This is a genomic window from Paenibacillus sp. AR247 (genome assembly GCF_002968895.1).
GTDB classification, from domain to species: Bacteria; Bacillota; Bacilli; order Paenibacillales; family Paenibacillaceae; genus Paenibacillus_AQ; species Paenibacillus_AQ favisporus.
This window is the reverse complement of record NZ_PCZT01000020.1, coordinates 145,012-162,813: the sequence shown is the minus strand read 5'-3', so window position 1 is coordinate 162,813 and position 17,802 is coordinate 145,012. Positions and strand designations below refer to the sequence as shown.

At 55.2% G+C, this 17,802-nt stretch carries 21 protein-coding genes; 6 read left to right on the top strand and 15 right to left on the bottom strand.

Annotated features, from left to right (window positions below; translation table 11 throughout):
* On the bottom strand, positions 1 to 977 hold a 977-nt coding region (locus CPT76_RS27885; RefSeq protein WP_181153085.1), incomplete at its 3' end, for a cache domain-containing protein.
* A 175-nt stretch (positions 978 to 1,152) separates the two neighbouring features.
* On the bottom strand, positions 1,153 to 1,605 hold the full coding sequence (locus tag CPT76_RS27880; RefSeq protein WP_105445200.1) for a VOC family protein: 453 nt from the start codon (positions 1,603 to 1,605) through the stop codon (positions 1,153 to 1,155).
* Positions 1,606 to 1,769: 164 nt separating this feature from the next.
* On the opposite strand from CPT76_RS27880, the gene CPT76_RS27875 reads away from it, so the two are divergent.
* On the top strand, positions 1,770 to 2,204 hold the full coding sequence (locus CPT76_RS27875) for an Lrp/AsnC family transcriptional regulator (protein ID WP_105445260.1): 435 nt from the start codon (positions 1,770 to 1,772) through the stop codon (positions 2,202 to 2,204).
* A gap of 153 nt (positions 2,205 to 2,357) precedes the next feature.
* Positions 2,358 to 2,909 (top strand): GNAT family N-acetyltransferase, encoded by a 552-nt coding sequence (locus tag CPT76_RS27870; protein ID WP_105445199.1) that lies wholly within the window; start codon positions 2,358 to 2,360, stop codon positions 2,907 to 2,909.
* Positions 2,910 to 2,922: 13 nt separating this feature from the next.
* Here CPT76_RS27870 and CPT76_RS37890 read toward each other — a convergent pair whose 3' ends face one another.
* From CPT76_RS37890 to CPT76_RS27850, 5 genes are all read right to left on the bottom strand, one after another.
* Complete coding sequence (locus tag CPT76_RS37890) at positions 2,923 to 3,084, bottom strand: hypothetical protein (RefSeq protein WP_181153083.1); 162 nt, start codon at positions 3,082 to 3,084, stop codon at positions 2,923 to 2,925.
* Between the two features lie 164 nt (positions 3,085 to 3,248).
* Positions 3,249 to 4,070, bottom strand: a complete 822-nt coding sequence (locus tag CPT76_RS27865; RefSeq protein WP_258168857.1) for an ATP-binding protein — start codon at positions 4,068 to 4,070, stop codon at positions 3,249 to 3,251.
* Entirely contained in the window at positions 4,037 to 4,819 is a 783-nt protein-coding gene (locus CPT76_RS27860; protein WP_105445198.1) for a PAS domain-containing protein, read from the bottom strand. The genes CPT76_RS27865 and CPT76_RS27860 overlap by 34 nt, the downstream gene beginning before the upstream one ends.
* A gap of 217 nt (positions 4,820 to 5,036) precedes the next feature.
* Positions 5,037 to 5,885, bottom strand: coding sequence for a MurR/RpiR family transcriptional regulator (locus CPT76_RS27855; protein WP_076173063.1), 849 nt, complete (start codon positions 5,883 to 5,885; stop codon positions 5,037 to 5,039).
* Between the two features lie 70 nt (positions 5,886 to 5,955).
* The gene (locus tag CPT76_RS27850; protein WP_105445197.1) at positions 5,956 to 7,086 is read right to left on the bottom strand and encodes a serine hydrolase domain-containing protein; all 1,131 of its coding nucleotides are present in this window, start codon (positions 7,084 to 7,086) and stop codon (positions 5,956 to 5,958) included.
* Between the two features lie 350 nt (positions 7,087 to 7,436).
* Here CPT76_RS27850 and CPT76_RS27845 point away from each other — a divergent pair, with 350 nt between their 5' ends.
* Together CPT76_RS27845 and CPT76_RS27840 are read left to right on the top strand one after the other, a co-directional pair.
* The gene (locus tag CPT76_RS27845) at positions 7,437 to 7,754 is read left to right on the top strand and encodes an LSm family protein (protein ID WP_105445196.1); all 318 of its coding nucleotides are present in this window, start codon (positions 7,437 to 7,439) and stop codon (positions 7,752 to 7,754) included.
* A 46-nt stretch (positions 7,755 to 7,800) separates the two neighbouring features.
* Positions 7,801 to 8,091: a transporter gene (locus tag CPT76_RS27840; RefSeq protein WP_105445195.1), complete on the top strand. Its 291-nt coding sequence runs from the start codon at positions 7,801 to 7,803 to the stop codon at positions 8,089 to 8,091.
* A gap of 135 nt (positions 8,092 to 8,226) precedes the next feature.
* Here the strand turns inward: CPT76_RS27840 and CPT76_RS27835 are convergent, their stop codons facing one another.
* The 5 genes from CPT76_RS27835 to CPT76_RS27815 all read right to left on the bottom strand — a co-directional run bounded on the left by CPT76_RS27835 (position 8,227) and on the right by CPT76_RS27815 (position 13,306).
* Positions 8,227 to 9,405: an MFS transporter gene (locus CPT76_RS27835; protein WP_258168856.1), complete on the bottom strand. Its 1,179-nt coding sequence runs from the start codon at positions 9,403 to 9,405 to the stop codon at positions 8,227 to 8,229.
* Positions 9,406 to 9,730: 325 nt separating this feature from the next.
* Positions 9,731 to 10,330, bottom strand: a complete 600-nt coding sequence (locus CPT76_RS27830; RefSeq protein ID WP_308737681.1) for a peptide-methionine (S)-S-oxide reductase MsrA — start codon at positions 10,328 to 10,330, stop codon at positions 9,731 to 9,733.
* Between the two features lie 93 nt (positions 10,331 to 10,423).
* Positions 10,424 to 10,930, bottom strand: a complete 507-nt coding sequence (locus tag CPT76_RS27825) for a DedA family protein (RefSeq protein WP_076173067.1) — start codon at positions 10,928 to 10,930, stop codon at positions 10,424 to 10,426.
* Positions 10,931 to 11,069: 139 nt separating this feature from the next.
* Positions 11,070 to 12,167 (bottom strand): threonine aldolase family protein, encoded by a 1,098-nt coding sequence (locus CPT76_RS27820; RefSeq protein WP_105445193.1) that lies wholly within the window; start codon positions 12,165 to 12,167, stop codon positions 11,070 to 11,072.
* A 236-nt stretch (positions 12,168 to 12,403) separates the two neighbouring features.
* Positions 12,404 to 13,306: a hypothetical protein gene (locus CPT76_RS27815; protein WP_105445192.1), complete on the bottom strand. Its 903-nt coding sequence runs from the start codon at positions 13,304 to 13,306 to the stop codon at positions 12,404 to 12,406.
* A 164-nt stretch (positions 13,307 to 13,470) separates the two neighbouring features.
* On the opposite strand from CPT76_RS27815, the gene CPT76_RS27810 reads away from it, so the two are divergent.
* Both CPT76_RS27810 and CPT76_RS27805 read left to right on the top strand, forming a co-directional pair.
* Entirely contained in the window at positions 13,471 to 14,208 is a 738-nt protein-coding gene (locus CPT76_RS27810) for a response regulator transcription factor (RefSeq protein ID WP_105445191.1), read from the top strand.
* Entirely contained in the window at positions 14,186 to 15,595 is a 1,410-nt protein-coding gene (locus tag CPT76_RS27805) for a sensor histidine kinase (protein ID WP_105445190.1), read from the top strand. Before CPT76_RS27810 ends, CPT76_RS27805 begins: the two co-directional genes overlap by 23 nt.
* 41 nt (positions 15,596 to 15,636) lie before the next feature.
* Here the strand turns inward: CPT76_RS27805 and CPT76_RS27800 are convergent, their stop codons facing one another.
* From CPT76_RS27800 to CPT76_RS40665, 3 genes are all read right to left on the bottom strand, one after another.
* On the bottom strand, positions 15,637 to 16,236 hold the full coding sequence (locus CPT76_RS27800; RefSeq protein ID WP_105445189.1) for a response regulator transcription factor: 600 nt from the start codon (positions 16,234 to 16,236) through the stop codon (positions 15,637 to 15,639).
* Positions 16,233 to 17,375: a sensor histidine kinase gene (locus tag CPT76_RS27795; protein WP_105445188.1), complete on the bottom strand. Its 1,143-nt coding sequence runs from the start codon at positions 17,373 to 17,375 to the stop codon at positions 16,233 to 16,235. Before CPT76_RS27795 ends, CPT76_RS27800 begins: the two co-directional genes overlap by 4 nt.
* A gap of 68 nt (positions 17,376 to 17,443) precedes the next feature.
* A partial coding sequence (locus CPT76_RS40665; protein WP_258168855.1) for a fatty acid desaturase occupies positions 17,444 to 17,802 on the bottom strand: 359 nt, incomplete at its 5' end.

The window sequence follows — 17,802 nt, the reverse complement described above, 5'->3', positions numbered from 1 at the left end:
CCGTCGCCGCTCCGGGTAGCGAACAGATAGGCAAGGATGAGGCCAAAAATCAGGAACGCAAGGAGGATAGTCACGGTAGTATGCTTGATGGCCAGCACTTTGCTCAGGACGACATGGGGCGGCTGGGCGACGACATAGGACCATCCGTTATAGGACGAGGTGGTATAGGTCATCATCATGCCGCCGGTAGCCGCTGAAGCTTCGATCACTCCGGATTTCGCTCCCGGCGGCAGGCTCTGCCGGGTCACCAGGCCGCCGCTTGACAGAGATGTAACCAGGCGTCCTTTCTCATCCATGATGGATACCCAGCCCCCGTCGGATATGTCAATTCCACGAAGAAGCGACTGCAGGCGCTGGTTGTCCACCAGAATCATCAGCGCCCCCTGAATATGGCCGGGGTATCCGAGAGACTGGACATATGTCAGCAGATCCGTCGTCTTGCCTTGATACACCGTGGATCCGGATGACATGATTTCCCGGTTGCGGAAATTACCAAGGAGATCGTTCCTCCAGGTCGTGTAATCCTTGCTGGGTTCAGAGAACATGTAACGATAGAACGAGGGAAGTTCATAAGTGGAATCCGGGGATAGCGCCAAATCGCTATTTTTGAAGATCAGATAGTAGTTAAGAATAAATCCATTGGCTGCATTGTAGCTGTAGAGGCTTTTTTGCGTCCGATACACCTTGTACGCCGTCGTGTCCCGGAACGGTTCCTTCACCTGCTGAAAGCTCTGAACGGCTGGATCGCTTTGCAGCTGCAGGGAAATCCGGTTAATCTCGTTGAAGCGGCTGTCGACCGTTTCTTTCACCTGATCCAGCATCTGCAGATTGCTGTGCGTAACTTCCTTTTTCACCACATCATAGGTTTGCCTGTAAAACAGGGCCCCTGCAAGCAGGGTAAACAGCATGAACAAGAAATAAGGGATCATGAATCGAACGAAAATGTACTGGATTTTCCATCCATTGGCCCATCGCATGGATCACTTCTCCTCTCTTCATTCTGGGATGCCGATTCGACAAAACACAACGCGAAACATGTCTAAATAACAATATTGTAAGTGCTTTCATATTTTTTATCAACGAGTTTGTAAGGTTATATGACATACAAAAAAGCAGCCGAAGCCTTCGGCTGCCTCCATCTCACACAGAACCTCAGCGGGTTCCCACGTTAAAATCCACTTCCTCGATCAATTCGATAATTTCGCCGTTCGGGCTGTGCAGGACCGCATTGCGGACCCTAAGCGGCGGCTCACCCAGCTCCAGATTCCCCGGCTCCACATAAATTCGCGCCCCGTGAGCGAGCGCCCTGTCCACCATCTCGTCCACATTATCCACGTAGAATGCCAAATGGAGCAGGGCGCCGTGCTTCACTTCCTCGCGCGAAGGCGCCTTATCCCCCTCGGCCGGAACTTCGGCGCCGCGGTCGAACACCTCAATACAGGTCCGCCCGTCAGGCGAAACCAGCATCGAGGCCGTCTTAATTTTAAACGCAGGCAGGCTCCATGAGTGACCGACCGTAAACCCGAGAACCCGGATATAAAAATCAAGCGTTCCTTCATAATCCTCTGCCTGAATGGCCGCATGGGCCAGTCCTTTCACGCTCATAACCATCTCTCCCTTTATGCTTCTCGTATCGCTTTCATTTTATAGATTCATTACCGCGATCGACATGCATGATATAAGGAATTGGGCCTTCCCGATTTGCATAAAATAAGTTATTTTCGTATGCTTACCTTATCTTTAGATCAAGTACAGGAGAGATGGCGAATTTGAGCACGGCAGTTGACGAGATCGACCTGAAAATTTTAAAGCTTCTGCAGCATGAAGCGCGAATGCCGATCGCCCAGATCAGCAAGCAGATTGCCATGTCCCAGCCTTCCGTGAAGGAGCGGATCGTTAAGCTCGAGGAACGGGGTGTGATCATAGGGTACAGCACGGATCTGAATTTGCGGGAGCTGCAGCGGGGAACGACCTCTTTTATCCTGATGAAGACCGAGCTATGCAGCGAGCTGGTGGAATTTTGCACGCAGTCCGAGCAAGTGACGGGCTTGTTCCGTATCAGCGGGGAGTACAACTATCTCGTTCACGTCCAGACGGGGTCCGTCGACGAGGTAGCCGACTTCCAGGATGCCCTGGCAAGGTTCGGCCCGTCGAAATCGCATATCAGCCTGAAAAATATATTGGATCACCGGATTTTGCTGTGATAGAGCCGGTGTGTCCTTATTCTGCCCAATAGGAGGAGAACCGTAATGACGGCAAAGCTTGTATTTCGTTAAGTCAGAGCCCCGCCTCCGGATTGCAAGGTAGCATTTTGACCCAAGTTCAAAATCCAACCGCGAATCAGGAGGATACGATAAATGGATATTCAGATCAGAGAAATGACAGACCGGGACCACCCGGAGCACATTCAGATCGACGGCAGCTTTACGGTAGATTCCGAGCTCGTTTTGTCCGTTACGGACCAAGGGATCGGTTATACGGTTAAACCCGTCGTGCCCAGTTACCAAAAAAGCTACCCCGACGAGGCGGATCAAGGCGACAGCGGAAATTTGTCGGAGTACATCGGCCGTCCGGACCGTGCGGTCTACCTGGCCATAGTGGGAGATCAGGCCGTCGGCCGGATCATGCTGGCGAAAAATTGGAACGGGTACGCCTATATCGAGGATCTTCGGGTAGATCGGAACGCCCGGGGACACGGTATCGGCCGGAAATTGATCGAGCAGGCGGTGCTCTGGGCCAAGACCGGCCACACGCCCGGCCTCATGCTGGAGACGCAGAGCAACAACGTGCGAGCGTGCCAATTTTATGAAAGCTGCGGATTTGTTATCGGAGGCTTTGATTCTTATCTATACCGGGGCTTTAAAGAGCATTCGCAGGAAACGGCTGTTTTCTGGTACCTGCTGTTCTAGCGGTCAACGGATGTCAGCTCAGCATATAAACCGCGATGAGGATCAGCACCGCAGCTATGATTAAATAATTCCTTGTTCTAACGGGAAGTTTGTTGGCTTTCGGGCCGATGACCTGACGGTGGAAGACGAACAGCAGCATCAGATCTGCAAGCAGCACCAGCAGCACCAGATCCATTCGTGCCGTCGATTCTCGCCGTCAGGTTTTTTTCTGCAAAACCGCACACGCATAAACCAAGGAATAAATACACGACATTTCTGATGATTTCCACAGAACTCCAGATGACCTTCATCTCGCGACACCTCGCTTAACTCCATTTTTATCCATCAGGGACTGTTCGATCAGCCGATCGGCAGTCCCATTTCGACCGTCGTCCCCTTGCCGGGCTCGCTTGTAATGTTCAGGATGCCGCGGTGGGAAGCGATAATTTTCTTCACGATCATCATGCCCAGACCGTAACCTTCCAGCTTGGTCGTATGGAATGGCTCCCCGATCCGCTCCAGCACCTCTTCGGGCATGCCGATTCCGTTGTCCATGAACCGGATCCGCTGGTAACCGCCGTCTGCCTCGAGCACGATGTCGATCCGGCCCCCGCCGGGCAGCGCTTGAATGGCATTTTTCAGGATGTTCAGAAACACCTGCTTGATCTGATTACGGTCGCAGGAAATTTTCTCCTCCCGGATGCAGGTGCACCGGATGCGGACATTGTTCTTCGCCGCCTCGATTTCGATCAGGCTCAGCACTTCCTGCAGAATCGTCATGCACCAATCTTCCCGGAAGCGGATTTCCTGCGGTTTGCCTAAAATGAGAAACTCGCCAACGATCAGGTTCATCCGATCCAGCTCCGACATAATCAGGTCATAATGCCGCAGTCCCGAGGTCGGTCCCGCCAACTGAATAAGGCCCTTGACGGTGGTCAGGGGATTACGGATTTCGTGCGCAATGCCGACCGCAAGCTGGCCGGCGAATACCAGCTTCTCCGTATTCCGCAGCACCTCCTCGGTCCTCTTCATTTCCGTAATATCCCGCAGGGTGCCGATAATGCGGCAGAGGCAGCCGCCCATATCAAAAACCGGCAGAACGTCCAGCATATAATAGCTGTCGGAGTCCATCCGGGTGTCCTGCAGCTCTACGCCGATGCATTCCTCCTGTCTGGCCAGCACCCGCTGGGGGAAACCAGGCGGTGCTCCAGTACCGGCGTGCCCAGGTATAGACGTTTGTCCCCGCCGTCTAAGCGGAGTATTCTCAAGTATTGATCGTTCATGTCGATAATCCGGCCGGCGGCGTCCGTCACGACAACCCCCTGATAATTCGCCTCCAGCAGCACTTGGTTCAACGTGTGAAGGTGGGCGTTGTTCCGGCGAAGCAGCATTTCCCGCTCCACGGAATCAACCATGGTACACAGCAGGGTCAGCAGGTGCGGATGGGCCGAATCGACCCCGGTCATCAGAGAGAGTGTTCCAAGCACCGCCCCGTCCTCCCGATGGAAAGGGGCCGAGTAACAGGCCATGCCATGGAGCGCCTCGAAGAAATGCTCTTCGCCCAAGGTCTGGAACGGACGCTTAAACCGCAGGCACAGCGGGACCGAGCCCGTGCCGGTTTCCTCGTTGTAGCGGACCCCCTTGGTAATGCCCAGCTCCGCGATGGCCTCGAGAAACATCGGCTCGCCGTAACATTCCAGCAGATATCCCCATTGATCGGTCACCGTGACCAGGATCGGGGTCCCTTGAATGGTCGACAGAAACTTGTTGACGAAAAAAAGAATGATATCAATATATTCCTTATAAAAGGACAACCGTTCCTCCAGTTCCTCTTGGGTGTAGCGCTTGCTGAGAACGGGAAACTTGGCGGGATCGAGGCCCCGCTGCCTGTAATGCGCGTTAAAAGCTGCAATGATCTGCCGATCATCCATTAGGTCTATCTCTTTATCCATTGCCTATACCCCATTTATGCCGATATTCCATCCCAAGATGACGTTCAATTCCCTCTATTCTATCATCCTTTGGGACGAAAGCGTCCGCATAATATGAAGATTTTACCTGAAAATAAATCATCCCCTTCCCGCAGAGCCGTCAATGCCCCAGGAAAGAGGATGTATTAGGATAAGGATAAGCCATAACCTGTTTCGATCAGCGGCCCGTCAGGCGCTTGATAATCTCCCGGCTTTTTTTCAAATACCGGACCGATTGATCGTATTCCCGGCTGGCCACGCCCAAATATAAAATATCGATGACGTTCAGTTGGGTCATCCGCGACGACATCGCGCCGCTGCGGATTTCGTTCTCCGTCGATGACGTGTAGAGCGGATAATCGGCCTGCGCCGACACGGCATTGTTGCCGTACTTGGTGATGGAAATCGTCTTGGCTCCGCAGGCGCGCGCCTCCTTCAGGCATTCGATGACGTGGGCCGTCTCGCCCGAATACGAAATGCCTACCGCCACGTCGCCCGGATTCAGCATGACCGCCGAGGTCAGCTCCAGATGCGGATCGGTAAAGGAATGGCTTGTCTTGTTGATCCGCAAAAATTTGTGATGCGCATCCTGCGCGATCAGATGGGAAGCCCCGAGCCCGTAGAAAAAAATTCGGGAGGCTTGGCTTAACGCCTCCACCGCAAGGTCCACGGTTTTCGGATCAAGAATCGTTACCGTGTCCCGGATCGACTGAATGTTGTTGGCGGACACGGTTTGGATAATTTGCTCCATGGAATCGCCCGGACGAATCTCCCGGTACTCATAGCGCTCCTCGTTCTGGTTCAGGTCCCCGGCCACCTTCAGCTTCAGCTCCGGGTATCCTTTCACCCCCATGGATTTGCACAAGCGGATGATCGCAGCCTGGCTGCCGCCGCTTTCCGCAGACAGCTGCGCTACGGACATGTCGAGTATGCTGTGCGGATAGCTGATAATGTATTCAGCCACTTTGCGCTCTGAGGGCGTAAGGTCGTCCAAAATCTCTCGCAGTCTGACTAGTCCCCCGTTCATGATGCTCTCTCCTTTGCCCGTATCGTATCGTAGCAGATCTCATCCCTGCTCGTTCTCGTTCTCATCGTTATCAATCTTTGACGGCGGCGGTAATCGAGTTGTGCACCGCCGCCCGCAGCACGCCGACGCTGCCGCTACGGCCGTAATAGACCCGGTTGGTGAGCAGCACCACCGCCAGGTCCAGATCGGGCTCCACCCACAGGCTGGTCCCGGTAAACCCGGTGTGCCCGTAGCTGCGCGGGCCCATCCAGTCGCCGGAGGCGTCCCAGCGGTCCCCTTTCAGGACCCAGCCGAGCCCCCGGTTCGCCCCGGCGATGCCGGCGGTATGGGTCCGGGTCGCGGTCCTGACGGCCGCCGCCGACAGGACGCGCCGCTGGCCGCCCGGCGCGGTCGGCTCCGGCACGGCGCCGCCGGCCAGCCACATCCGCGCATAGCGCGCCAGGTCGCCGGCGGTGGCGAACAGGCCGGCGTGCCCGCAGACGCCGCCGAGGGCGCGGGCTTTCTCGTCGTGGACCACCCGTTGGAGATGACCGCCGGCAGCGCGGTCATATTCCGTCGGGGCGGTCCGCGCCTGTAGCCCGGCCGGCGGGGCGAAGACGGCGCCGGCCATGCCGAGCGGCTCCCAGATCCGCGCCTTGGCCAACTGGTCCAGAGGCATGCCCGCCGCCTTCTCGACGATCCGGCCGAGAAGGAGGAAGCCGAGATCGCTGTAGACGGCGGCCGTACCCGGCGGATGCTGCAGCGCCACGCCGGTGATCGCCTCCCACATTTGGGGCTGCGTCCAGCCGTGCGAGTGGATATTTCGATCCGCCGGCAGACCGGAGGTATGGGTGAGCAGCTGCCCGATCGTCACCTCTTCCCGCCCCTCACCGGTAAACTCAGGGATCCAGGCGGCAGCTTTTGTACCAAGCGTCAGGACGCCGTCATCGATCAGTCCGAGCACAAGCGGCAGCGTGACGCTCACCTTGGTCAGCGAAGCACAATCATACAGGACATCCGGTCCGGCCGGGAGCGGATGATCCGGACCCGGGTTTGCGCTCCCCGCTGCATAAACCCATTCCTTCCCGTGCCGGGTGACGGCCAGCACCGCCCCGGGTATCACCCCAGCGGCCATCTCCCGCTCAATGGCACGCCCGGCGGCCTCGAGCCCTTTTGGGTCCAGGCCAAGCGTCTTGGCGCCTTCCGCTATATCAGCGTACATGATCTTCCCTCCCGATTTCCGGTTCTCTTCAGGATTGCCGGCAGACTCAATGGCGCAAATGCTCCGAACAGACGGTGCAATCCGTAACCGCCCGCGAATGACCGAAAAGCCCTGTATGCTGCCTTGAGATGTTAACATTTCTGGTGCCTATTATATCGCTTGCGAAATTTTATTTCAACAAACGTCTTATATTTAGAAATTTTTATTTAAAAACTCAGCGACATCCATTGATCCAAGGTCATTAAGGACCGTTCCTACTGATGTGTATGACATTTCGTTCATTTTAAGACACTTCCGCCTGGGCATCTGCATAGGATGCAGCAGGTCGATTCCAAACGGAGGTCAACGTCATGAGTGTGCAATATTCAGGCTATCAGCACCAAACGCTGTACCAGGCAGAGCCTCATATGAGCCAAACGCTTCATTCGGCTCGGGAACGCTTCAAGCAGCTGTGCCGCCAACATGTCAATAAGCATGTCCGGATCGAAACGCTGGACGGCGATGTATTTGAAGGAACCCTCTTGCACTGCGACAAGGGTATCGTGTATATCCAAATTCCGCAGTCACCCGGACACCGGGCTTTCATCCCCGGACGCCCCCCTTTCTTTAACCAAACCATCCTGCCTCTGGTCCTGTACGAACTGCTGGTCATCAGCTTATTAGCGTAAGCTCGCCATAACTATGCTCAAATGAGCAAAGAAAGGAGTCATCCCCATGGCATTCATGCCTCCCTTTGGCCCTCAAGGCCAGGTGCAGCCGCCTTCATCCCCGCCGCCGCAATTTACGCCTGCACAAACCGGCGCATCGGCGCTCGCCATTGATCCCGGCGCAATTTCCGGCTGCCTTTTCCGCAATACGTTCATTTGGCCCGTACGCGGTCCGGGCTTCTGGTTCTATCCCGTCTTCGTCGGCCGGACCTCCGTTGCCGGATTCCGCTGGAACGGATTTTTCTGGATGTACTCGGGGCTCGACCTCAGAACCATCCAATCGTTCACCTGCTTCTAGAAGCATCTGCTGCACGACAAAGCGGCGGTATCCGGAAAGCGTCCCTAACGCTCCCGGCGTACCGCCGCTTTTTCACGGGTCATACACGCTCAGCATGGATCATACACGCTCAGAATGGCAGCGCAGCCGCAACCGTTACGCCAGCCTCCGGTATGCCTTCCTGCCAAGAAAGAAGCAGACGATAGCGGCTCCCAGGCCTAGCGTTACCACCGGACCCGCGACCCAAGGATTGTACAGCACGGTGGAGGTGGCGCTGATCACGGCTCCTCCCATGCCTGCCCCCGCCGCCAGTCCTAAATGCGTCACCGACGTATTCAAGCTGAGCACGAGATCGGAGGATTCCGGCGCCTGCTGGATAAAGTAAGTTTGAATGGCTGGCGCGGTTACAAACATGGCGAACATCATCACGCCGATCAGAATGAGATCCGGAACGAGCCAGGAGGAAAACGCCGGCAGCAGCGCCAGGGCCGCGGCATGGACGAGCAGACCGGCTAGCAGAATGCGTACGGCCCCCCATCGGTCCACGGCGTAGCCTCCCAGACGGGAGCCGATCACCCCGAGGATGCCGAAGCCCAGCATGGTCACCGCCACGCCTGCGGCGTTCATGTGAAGTACGCTTTGCAAAAACGGGGTCATATAGGTATACATCACCGAATTCCCGGTCTCCCGGAACAGCGTAATGAACAGAGCACTCACGATAACTCCGCTGCCCAGCAGGCGCAGCTGGCGTTCCAAGGAGACGGGCTCATCACCTTCCACGACCGGGAGAAGCCGGTAAATCGCCGCCATGATCAGCAGGCTCAGTGCTCCCAGCAGGACGAAGATCATTCTCCAGCCGATCCAGCCGGTAATAGCGATGCCAAGCGGGACCCCCAACACCATGGCCAAGCTGAAGCCCAAAATAATGGTGCCGATGGCGCTGCCGACCTTCTCCGCCGGGACGAGCTTGGCGGCAGCGCTGAACACGACCACCAGGTACACGCCCGAACCGATGCCCAGAATGATGCGCGACGCGATCAGCAGGACAAAATGGGTGCTGGCGAAGGACAGTCCACAGCCGGCTGCGAAAACCAGCAGCGAACCCAGCATCACCTTTTTTCTCCCGAGACGGGAGGTCAGCGAAATTAAGACTGGCGTGCCGATCGCAAAAGCTAAAGAATATGCCGTGATCAGCTGCCCCGCCGCACCGACGGAAACGTTCATATCACCGGCGATCTCACTGAGCACACTGCTGACGATCAGCTCCGAGGTGGCCGTCAGGAAAACGCCAAGCGTCAGTAAGTAAATATATAAGCGATTCATTCGTTGGACCATATTCATACCCTCCATATATACGACCGGCAGCCGGTGGATCCGAGGCATGGCCGGCACAATGCCTTGGTGCACCCTGAAGCCGATACTCATAGAATCAATGAGCGCAAGAGCGGTACAGTGCCGGGCCACGTCTGGCACATCAACGTGCACCGTTCTTTTCGCTTGATTGAATTATATGAAAGGTACAAACAAATCGTAAGAACGCAAATGATTTGGAGATAATCCTGCCATTTTGACTAACTAACAATTTGTAAGTGAATCATACGTTTACACAAAAAAACCAAGGAGCCTGTCCTCCTTCGGTTTGTTTTCTGTCCGTTATATATCACCATTTAATCCGCTTGGCCGTTTCCAGCAGCAGGCTTCGCTCCTCTTCCGCGAGTGGCCAGGTATGGATCTCTTTTTGTATTCGCTCCAGGCTCGTGTATCCTTTGGCTAGTCCGTTCAGCCTGGCGGCCAGCGTGGAACTCACCAGCTCCTCATGCGTCGGATAGAGCCGGCTCAACTGCTCGATCGCATCCGGATGCCTTTTCAAGTAGTATTTCTGGTGGCGGTCTTCCGCCGGGTACCAGGCCGTAAGGGGAGCGATTTCCGTATCCGGCCGTCCTTTGCCCTGCTCCTCGCGCCAGGCCAGGACCTGGTGAATCACCTTCAGCTGTCCATCACCGCGATAGAGGAGCAGCGACAAATACTGCCTGCCTTTGTAATCGTTAATATTCAAAGGGTTATGATTGTCCCAGAACGCGTTCAGAATGTCGGAAAAGGAAATGACGCCAGGGTCATACACGACCTCGACCATCTCTGTATGATCACCCATGTTCCGGTACGTGGGGTCTGATGTCGTTCCTCCTCCATAGCCAACCCGCGTCCGGATTACCTCCGGCATATGGCCGAACAATGCCTCCGGGCTCCAGAAACAGCCCATCCCCAGCGTCACTATCTCTGGAGCAACACCTGGCTCTTGAGAATGATGGGATCCGGAATCCTGTATGCGCATTGGTTTCACCCCCTTCAACATTTAGGCGAACATCGTACTGATATCGTCGACCTGAAGCCCGAGCGTGCTGCCGATCAGAAAATACAGCAGCGTCCACACGAACGCTGTCGTGTAAGAGACCAGGGCAAAACGGCGGTAAGCCATTCCTTTCATGCCGACGGCATACGGCGTCACGTTTCGCAGAACAGGCAGGAATACACTGATGCACATGGCCATATTACCGTATTTCCGGTTCAGCAGCTCCGCTTTATCGATATACCTGGCCATCCGCTTGGACCTGGTCAGACGGTCGAGCAGGCGGCTTGCCGCCAGACGGCTGACGACAAAGCCGACGGTTAAGCCCGAACAGATTCCCAGGTAAATCGTGATGAACGAAGAGACCGGTGCCAGATGCCCTGTCCCGGCAAGCACCCCGCCGATCATGACCACCACCTCGTTCGGAAGCGGGAGGCCAATAACGCCTAAGCACAATACGAAAAAGAACGCAAAATAACCCACCTGCTCAATGAGTCCCATCAACGTATCCATACTCTTTCGGTTCCTCCCATACCCAGCAAAAATAGTCCATGCTGAAGCCCTGAAGGCACGCTGCCAGACAGGCCCCCCTTTTAACTTATGCCGCCTTCCGGTCCATTGAGAATCCCATCCTCAACAGTTTGAACCTTTCTTAGCCCAGCTCTTCCTTCAGCTTCCGGTCAAGCGCCCGGAACGCGTCCCGGATTCGTTCTTTGGGCACCTTGGCATACATGTCCCCGATGCTGACTTCATAGGAGGACTCCGAATCCCCATTATCTTTCACATAATGATTCAATTGAATGCCTGTTTCGCTGATGATATCCACCAGGAGCGCCTCGAGCCTCTCTTTGCCAAGCTGGATATGGACGTGAAACATATTCGATACGGGAACGACCGGCCTTGTCGTGACGCCGTGGCATTCGTTATAGAGCGCGGCAAGCTCTTTGGCTTCCTCATAATACTGCTCCATCCGTCCAATGCGCCGGTCAAAATAGTAATCGGCGCTGACTACATACGGATACAGGCTGAACAGGTCCCCGCCGTGCCGTCGCTTCCATACCTTGGACCGCTCTGTAAAATCCGGGCTTCCCGCCAAGACCGCACCGGAAATGCCCCCGATGCCTTTATAAAAAGAAACGTAGACACTGTCGAATAGCGAGCAAATTTCCGCGGCGGTTTTTCCATAGTAAGGCGTAACCTCGAACAGTCTCGCTCCATCGAGATGCAGTCGGATGCCCTTTTCGCGGCAATAGGCGGAAATCGCTTCGAGCTCGCCGTAGTCCGGCAGCTGGCCGCCGATTTCGCGCTGGGGCAGCTCCAGCAGGAGACAGGATACGTCCTCCGGCATCCGCTCGACGTCCTCCAGCCGGATCAGGCGATCCTTGTCCGCCAGAAGCACCGGTTCAATATGATGCAGCTCTTTTAAACCGTCCTCTTCGTGGATTTCCAGGTGGCACAGCGGGTGGTATGCCACCTTCTTCACCTGCTTCTCATCGCACCAGATCCGCAGCGCAATCTGCTGGGCCATCGTCCCGCTCGGGAAAAAGACGGCCGATTCCTTGCCCAAATACGCCGCCATTTTGTTCTGAAAATCCTCTATCACCTTGCCTTTGCCGTAGGCATCGCCACCAAGGGACCCGTCCACCTCCCGGAAGGCCTCCTTCAGCACATCCAGATTTCGTGGACCGTGCCCTCCCAATACATATTCCGCCTGTTTGCCTGCTTCTGCCAATGTTTTAGTCGTATTCATTCGTCCGGACCGACTCCCTTTCAACTCGCGCATTGCAACCGGACTATGCATAAGTCCGGCCGTTCACGTGACATGTTCAACAACGATCGTTGTTTGCTGTCTTTAGCATACTAAATCTTGAAAGGAAGATGCAAAATTTTTTGCGCACGCAAACAGCCCCCGCTCCAGCCGGGGCTGAAACAGGGACTGCCTTCATATCTCCTGTATGTGTCTGTACGGACTGCTCAATCGAACGATTAAGATTGAGCCGCCGCTTCAAGTTCCTTGATCTGCGCCTTGTATTGAACGAGCAGCTTGGCGAGCGCGTCCTTGATGGCCGCCTCGTCCTTGGACTCCACGGCGTCATGCAAAGCGATGTGGGCCTTCATAAACGCAATGGCGGACTCGCTTGCTTCCTTGCTGACGGCAATGCTCAAAGTTTTGGAATGCTCTGAATCGCCTGCCGCCGCCGGCTCAGTCTTAGCCGCCTCTACCTTCAGGTCCCCCAGCTTGGAGATGATGACCTTGGCAGGTCCGAGCTCCTTGGCCTCATCCACAGGTTTGGCTTGGTCCGTCGCTTCGGATTTCACAAGCTCCTTGATCTGGCCCAATACCTCAGCTTTGTCCAATTCCTTGAGCTGGCCCAGCACCTCGGCTTTATCGAATACCTTGATCTGATCCGGCACATCGGCTAGCTCCAAATCCTTGGCTTGACCCAGCGCATCGGCCATCTCACCCTTCAACTTGTCGAGGATTTCGATCCGGATCTTCTCCCCGGAAATAGTTGCTGCCTGCTGAAGCGTCTCCGTAACCGGAGACGCTTCACCCGATTTTACTTTCGCTGCATCTTCCACAGGAACCGCTTTGATTACGCTGAAGAAGCGTGGACCTTCTCCTGCCACCTTTTTGAATTGCTCCAATGTCTGCTTCCAGTCTTCTACGGTGTCCGGCGCATATTTTTGGGCCAGCTCGAGCGGATCTGCCATGGCCGATGTGACGACCGCTCCCTTTATTGCCGGTATCGCAGCCACCTTGGCTGGAACATCGGAAGGAACCTGGGGCTGTTCACTCGCGTCTGCATTTGTTACGGCCGGGGCCGCTACGGCGGACATGAGCAGCGCAGAGGCGACCGTCTTTTTAAACCATGCGTTTCGAATCATTGATTCAGCACTCCTTTAATTCGGATATGGTGTTACATGTCCCAGTCTACGGAACGATTGTGGCAGCCCGCGGGAGAAATTATGGAAAAACAATGGCAGAGCTCCATACGCAGGCGCCCGCTTGATATACTGGAGATGAATTTCCAATCCGGGAGGTACATGGGATGAACAACAGTTACGTCATCGCCGTGGTCGATGATGATGTACATATAAGGGATCTTGTCGAGGCGTATTTACAAAAAGAAAACTACCGCACGGTCGGCCTTGGCAGCGCGGAAGAGGCCTGGGCTCTGTGGCGGACGTCACCGCCGGACATGTGGGTCCTGGATATCATGCTTCCGGGCATGGACGGCTACGAATTTTGCCGGCGGATCCGGCAGGAGGCGGAAGTGCCGATCATCATGATCTCGGCCAAAGACAACGAGGTCGATAAAATATTGGGCCTGGAGCTGGGCAGCGACGATTACCTCGTCAAGCCATTCAGCCCCCGCGAGCTCGTCGCACGTATCAGACGGCAGCTCCAGCGCTGGTACAAGCTGAGCGGATCCGGCGATGCCGCAGCGGGCCTGTCCCATCCGGCCCGGATCGAAACGGGAGGGCTGCAGCTGATCCCCGACGAACGGCGCGTATTCTGGCACGGTGAAGAAGTGGACATGACCAGCAAGGAGTTTGCGATGCTTCAGGTGCTGGCCGAGCATCCGAACCGCGCCTTCACGCGGGACGAGCTGCTGACCCGGGTCTGGGGCGACGACTATTTCGGCAGCGACCGGGCGGTCGATCATTTGATCAAACGGATGCGTAAAAAGCTGGAGCATGTGCCGATCGAAGCCATCTGGGGACATGGCTACCGGTTAAGACACGAAGGAGGAGACGCTCACGATGAAGCTCGTGCATCAGATTAATTTGGCCTTCGGGATCGCGCTGCTGCTGGTCCTGTCCGTTACGGCCGTGGTGATCCATTTCGTCCTGCTGGACCACCTGATCGGCTCCCAGAAGGAGGACCTGAAGGCCATGGGCGCCGTCATATCCGCCAAGCTGCGGGTCGACAGCATTCAAACCGTTGCGGCGGAGCTGTCCACAACCCCTGCCCTGCCGGTTAAAATGGCGGAAACCAGCGGAGTTGCGGCCATTTTCACGGATATCCAGGGGAAAAGCATGCCTGTAACCGCTCCGAATGCCGCCATGAAAATCACTGAGGCTGTAAAGGGCGTTTCCGGCGAGCAGGTCTTTAAAGACATCGTAGACGGGACGGACAAGAGGTTTATTACGTCCGTGAGCGTCATGCCGCAGGGAACGCTTACGCTGCTTACGCCGGTAAGCCGCGTCAAAACGATTGAACAGGCGCTGCTGAAGCGGCTGCTGATTATTTTCGGCGTCGGAGGCGCGTTCATGGTCGCGTTCAGCTTGTTTATTACAAAGAAGCTGATCCGGCCGCTCATGAGCCTGCAGGAGGAGCTGATCAAGGTCAAGGAGCGCCGGTTTTCCGAGGTTCGCTTCGTCAGAGCCGGAGGCGAGATCGGCTCCGTGGCGGAGTCCGTATATGACATGGCCGGGGAGCTGGACCGGTTTAACCATGTGCAGAAGCAGTTTTTCCAAAACGCATCGCATGAGCTGAAAACCCCGCTGATGTCCATCGCGGGTTATGCGGAAGGCATTCGTGACGGGGTATTTGAAGGTGAGCGCATCCGCAAAGGCCTCGATATCATCATCAGCGAAAGCGGCAGGCTCAAGAAGCTGGTAACGGAGATGACCCTGCTTGCGAAGCTCGACAGCGAGGAAGATGTATTCCGCAAAAACGCTGTGTCCCTGAAGGAACTGGTCACCGAAGCTTCGGAACGCATGAATCCGCTGCTGGTCAAGAAAGGGATCCGGCTGCAGATCGATTACACCCCGCCGTCCGGGCCGTTCGGGGTCGTGGCCGACCGGGACAAGCTGCTTCAGGCGCTGCTGAATATCATGTCCAACGCTGCCCGCTATGCCGTTGAGCAAATGAATGTACACGCCAAGGTCGTGGAGGGTCGGATCGAAATGACCATCAGCGACGACGGGCCCGGCATCCCGGATGAGCTTCTCCCTTTTCTTTTCCACCGGTTCGTAAAGGGCAAGGACGGAGAGTCCGGCCTAGGGCTGGCGATCTCGCGGGCGATTGTGGAGCGTTGCGGCGGGATCATTGCCGCAGGCAACCGGCAGGAAGGCGGGGCTGTAATCTCGATGAGCTTTCCGGCAGCTCCAACGGCTACAGGGTCCAATACAAAAATGCCCCCTGGAAACGGACCCGGTAAACCTTAAGGTTCATCCAAAATCCATTCCAAGGGGCCATCGGGATCGAATCATTTGAACCAGCCCTTCTCTTTAAAGCGCGTAATGGCTTCCACCCGATTCGTGACTTGAAGCTTATCCAGAATAACGGAAATGTAGTTCCGGACCGTTCCTTGCGTGATATCCAATTGACTGGAGATTTCCTTTGTGTTCTTGCCATCGGCAATGAGGCCGAGCACGTCCTTTTCCCGTGGGGTAAGCGGGTTCTCCTGACCGGAAGCATCGTCGACGAGCTCTGTCGCATAAATCCGTCTGCCCGCCATGATACTCCGAATGGAACTTGCCAATTCTTCGCTGGGGCTGTCTTTTAACAAATATCCATATGCCCCGGCCTTAATGGCCCGCTCGAAATAGCCAAACCGTGCAAAGGTCGTCAGAATCATTACCTTGCAGCCGCTTCCTTTCAGTTCCTCGGCCGCTTCGAGTCCGCTCTTCCCCGGCATTTCGATATCCATGATACAAATATCAGGCTTCAGTTGTAGAACCAGTTTGACGGCATCCTCGCCGTTGCTCGCTTGGCCCACAACCTGCATATCCTTTTCCAAATTGACCAGCGAGGCAAGTGCGCCCCGCACCATTCGTTGGTCCTCGGCTATAACGATTCGGATCATATGATGACCTCCTTATCCGGGTGTTTAACGGCGTTCGGCACTTTAATGATCACCTTCGTGCCCGGATCGATGCCCGCGGTGATTTCCATGCTGCCGTTTACGAACTCCAGCCGTTCTTTCATCCCACGCAGTCCGCTTCCTCTGGCCAAGCCCGGGTCCGTTTGGATTCCAATCCCGTTGTCGATGATCTTCATCGTCAGCTCGGTTGCAGACGACTCGATGACGATCGAGCAGACGGTGGCGCCGCTGTGTTTGACCACATTCGTCACCGCTTCTTTCAGGCACATGCTCAGCACATTTTCAACCAATAACGAGGTATTGCTGAGAATCGGGTCTCCTGCCATAACAAATTCAATCTCGGCCGCCTTAAGGATCTGCTTGATGCGGAACATTTCATCTTCGAGGCGCGTGCCGCGCATCTGTGTGACCATATCCCGCACCTCTTTCAAAGCATTTCTTGCCGTTTGACGCACATCGTTGATCTCAGCCTGCGCCTGAGCCGGGTCCGTGCTGATTAATCTGCCGGCCAAATCACTCTTCAGCCCGATAAGGGACAGCTTCTGACCCAGCGTATCATGGAGATCGCGGGCGATCCTTTGGCGCTCCTCCAGCTTCACCAGTTCGGAAATCCGTTTATTCGCATCCTCCAGCTGTATCTCAAGTTTCCCTCGCTTGTTCCGATAGTATGTGGTGACAGGCAGCAGAATCACCGCAATCAAACTGATCAGAACGATCGGTATTTGGGTAATCATGACGGGATTCTGCGTCACATATTCATAATTAACCGTAACCAACGTCGTGACGAGGTGAATCGTATACAGCGTGACGAATCCAACCCAGCGATGAATATTTCCGATAAAGAACGCAACGAACAGTGCGAAATAGACATAGCCGAAGATCAGGGTCATTGCCAGGGATATCAGAATCTGAATGGACGTCCAAAAATATAACCACCAGCCTTTGGATACAAACGACAACACATAGCAGCCGAAGAACGCCAGAATCATCAGAGTGCCGAACACCACATGAACCGTGGACGAAGAACGAAATATGAAATAAAAAGGGACAATATAAAAGATGACCCATACATACGGACTAAGTCCTGTGCTCCTGTGGAAAATTTGATACCATTTCTGCAAGGCCGCTGCCCCCCGATGTGCGAACGATAGTATTCCTTGTAGTTTATCATAAACGCGGGATAACAGCGCTATTCCCCTTGTATGCTTGCTCTGTTGGCTTTGATCGGTTTAGCTCCACGCTCGGTTTGCCGCCGACCAAGTTTGATCTGCTTAAAGCTGACAAATGTTTTGTTCTCCTCATCCCACAGCCGGAATTTAAGAGAGGCCAAGCTCGTCGCGAGCGTAATTGTCGTAGCCTTCTGAAGCGGCGGCGTCGAATTATGCGCTTTCTCCAAATTGTAATTGGGCACCTTCGGGCTCAAATGGTGAACATGATGGAAACCGATATTGCCTGTGATCCACTGCAGCACCTTGGGCAGCTTGTAGTACGAGCTTCCTTCCACCGCTGCTTTTACGTAGCTCCATTCGTCCTCATTTTCAAAGTAGG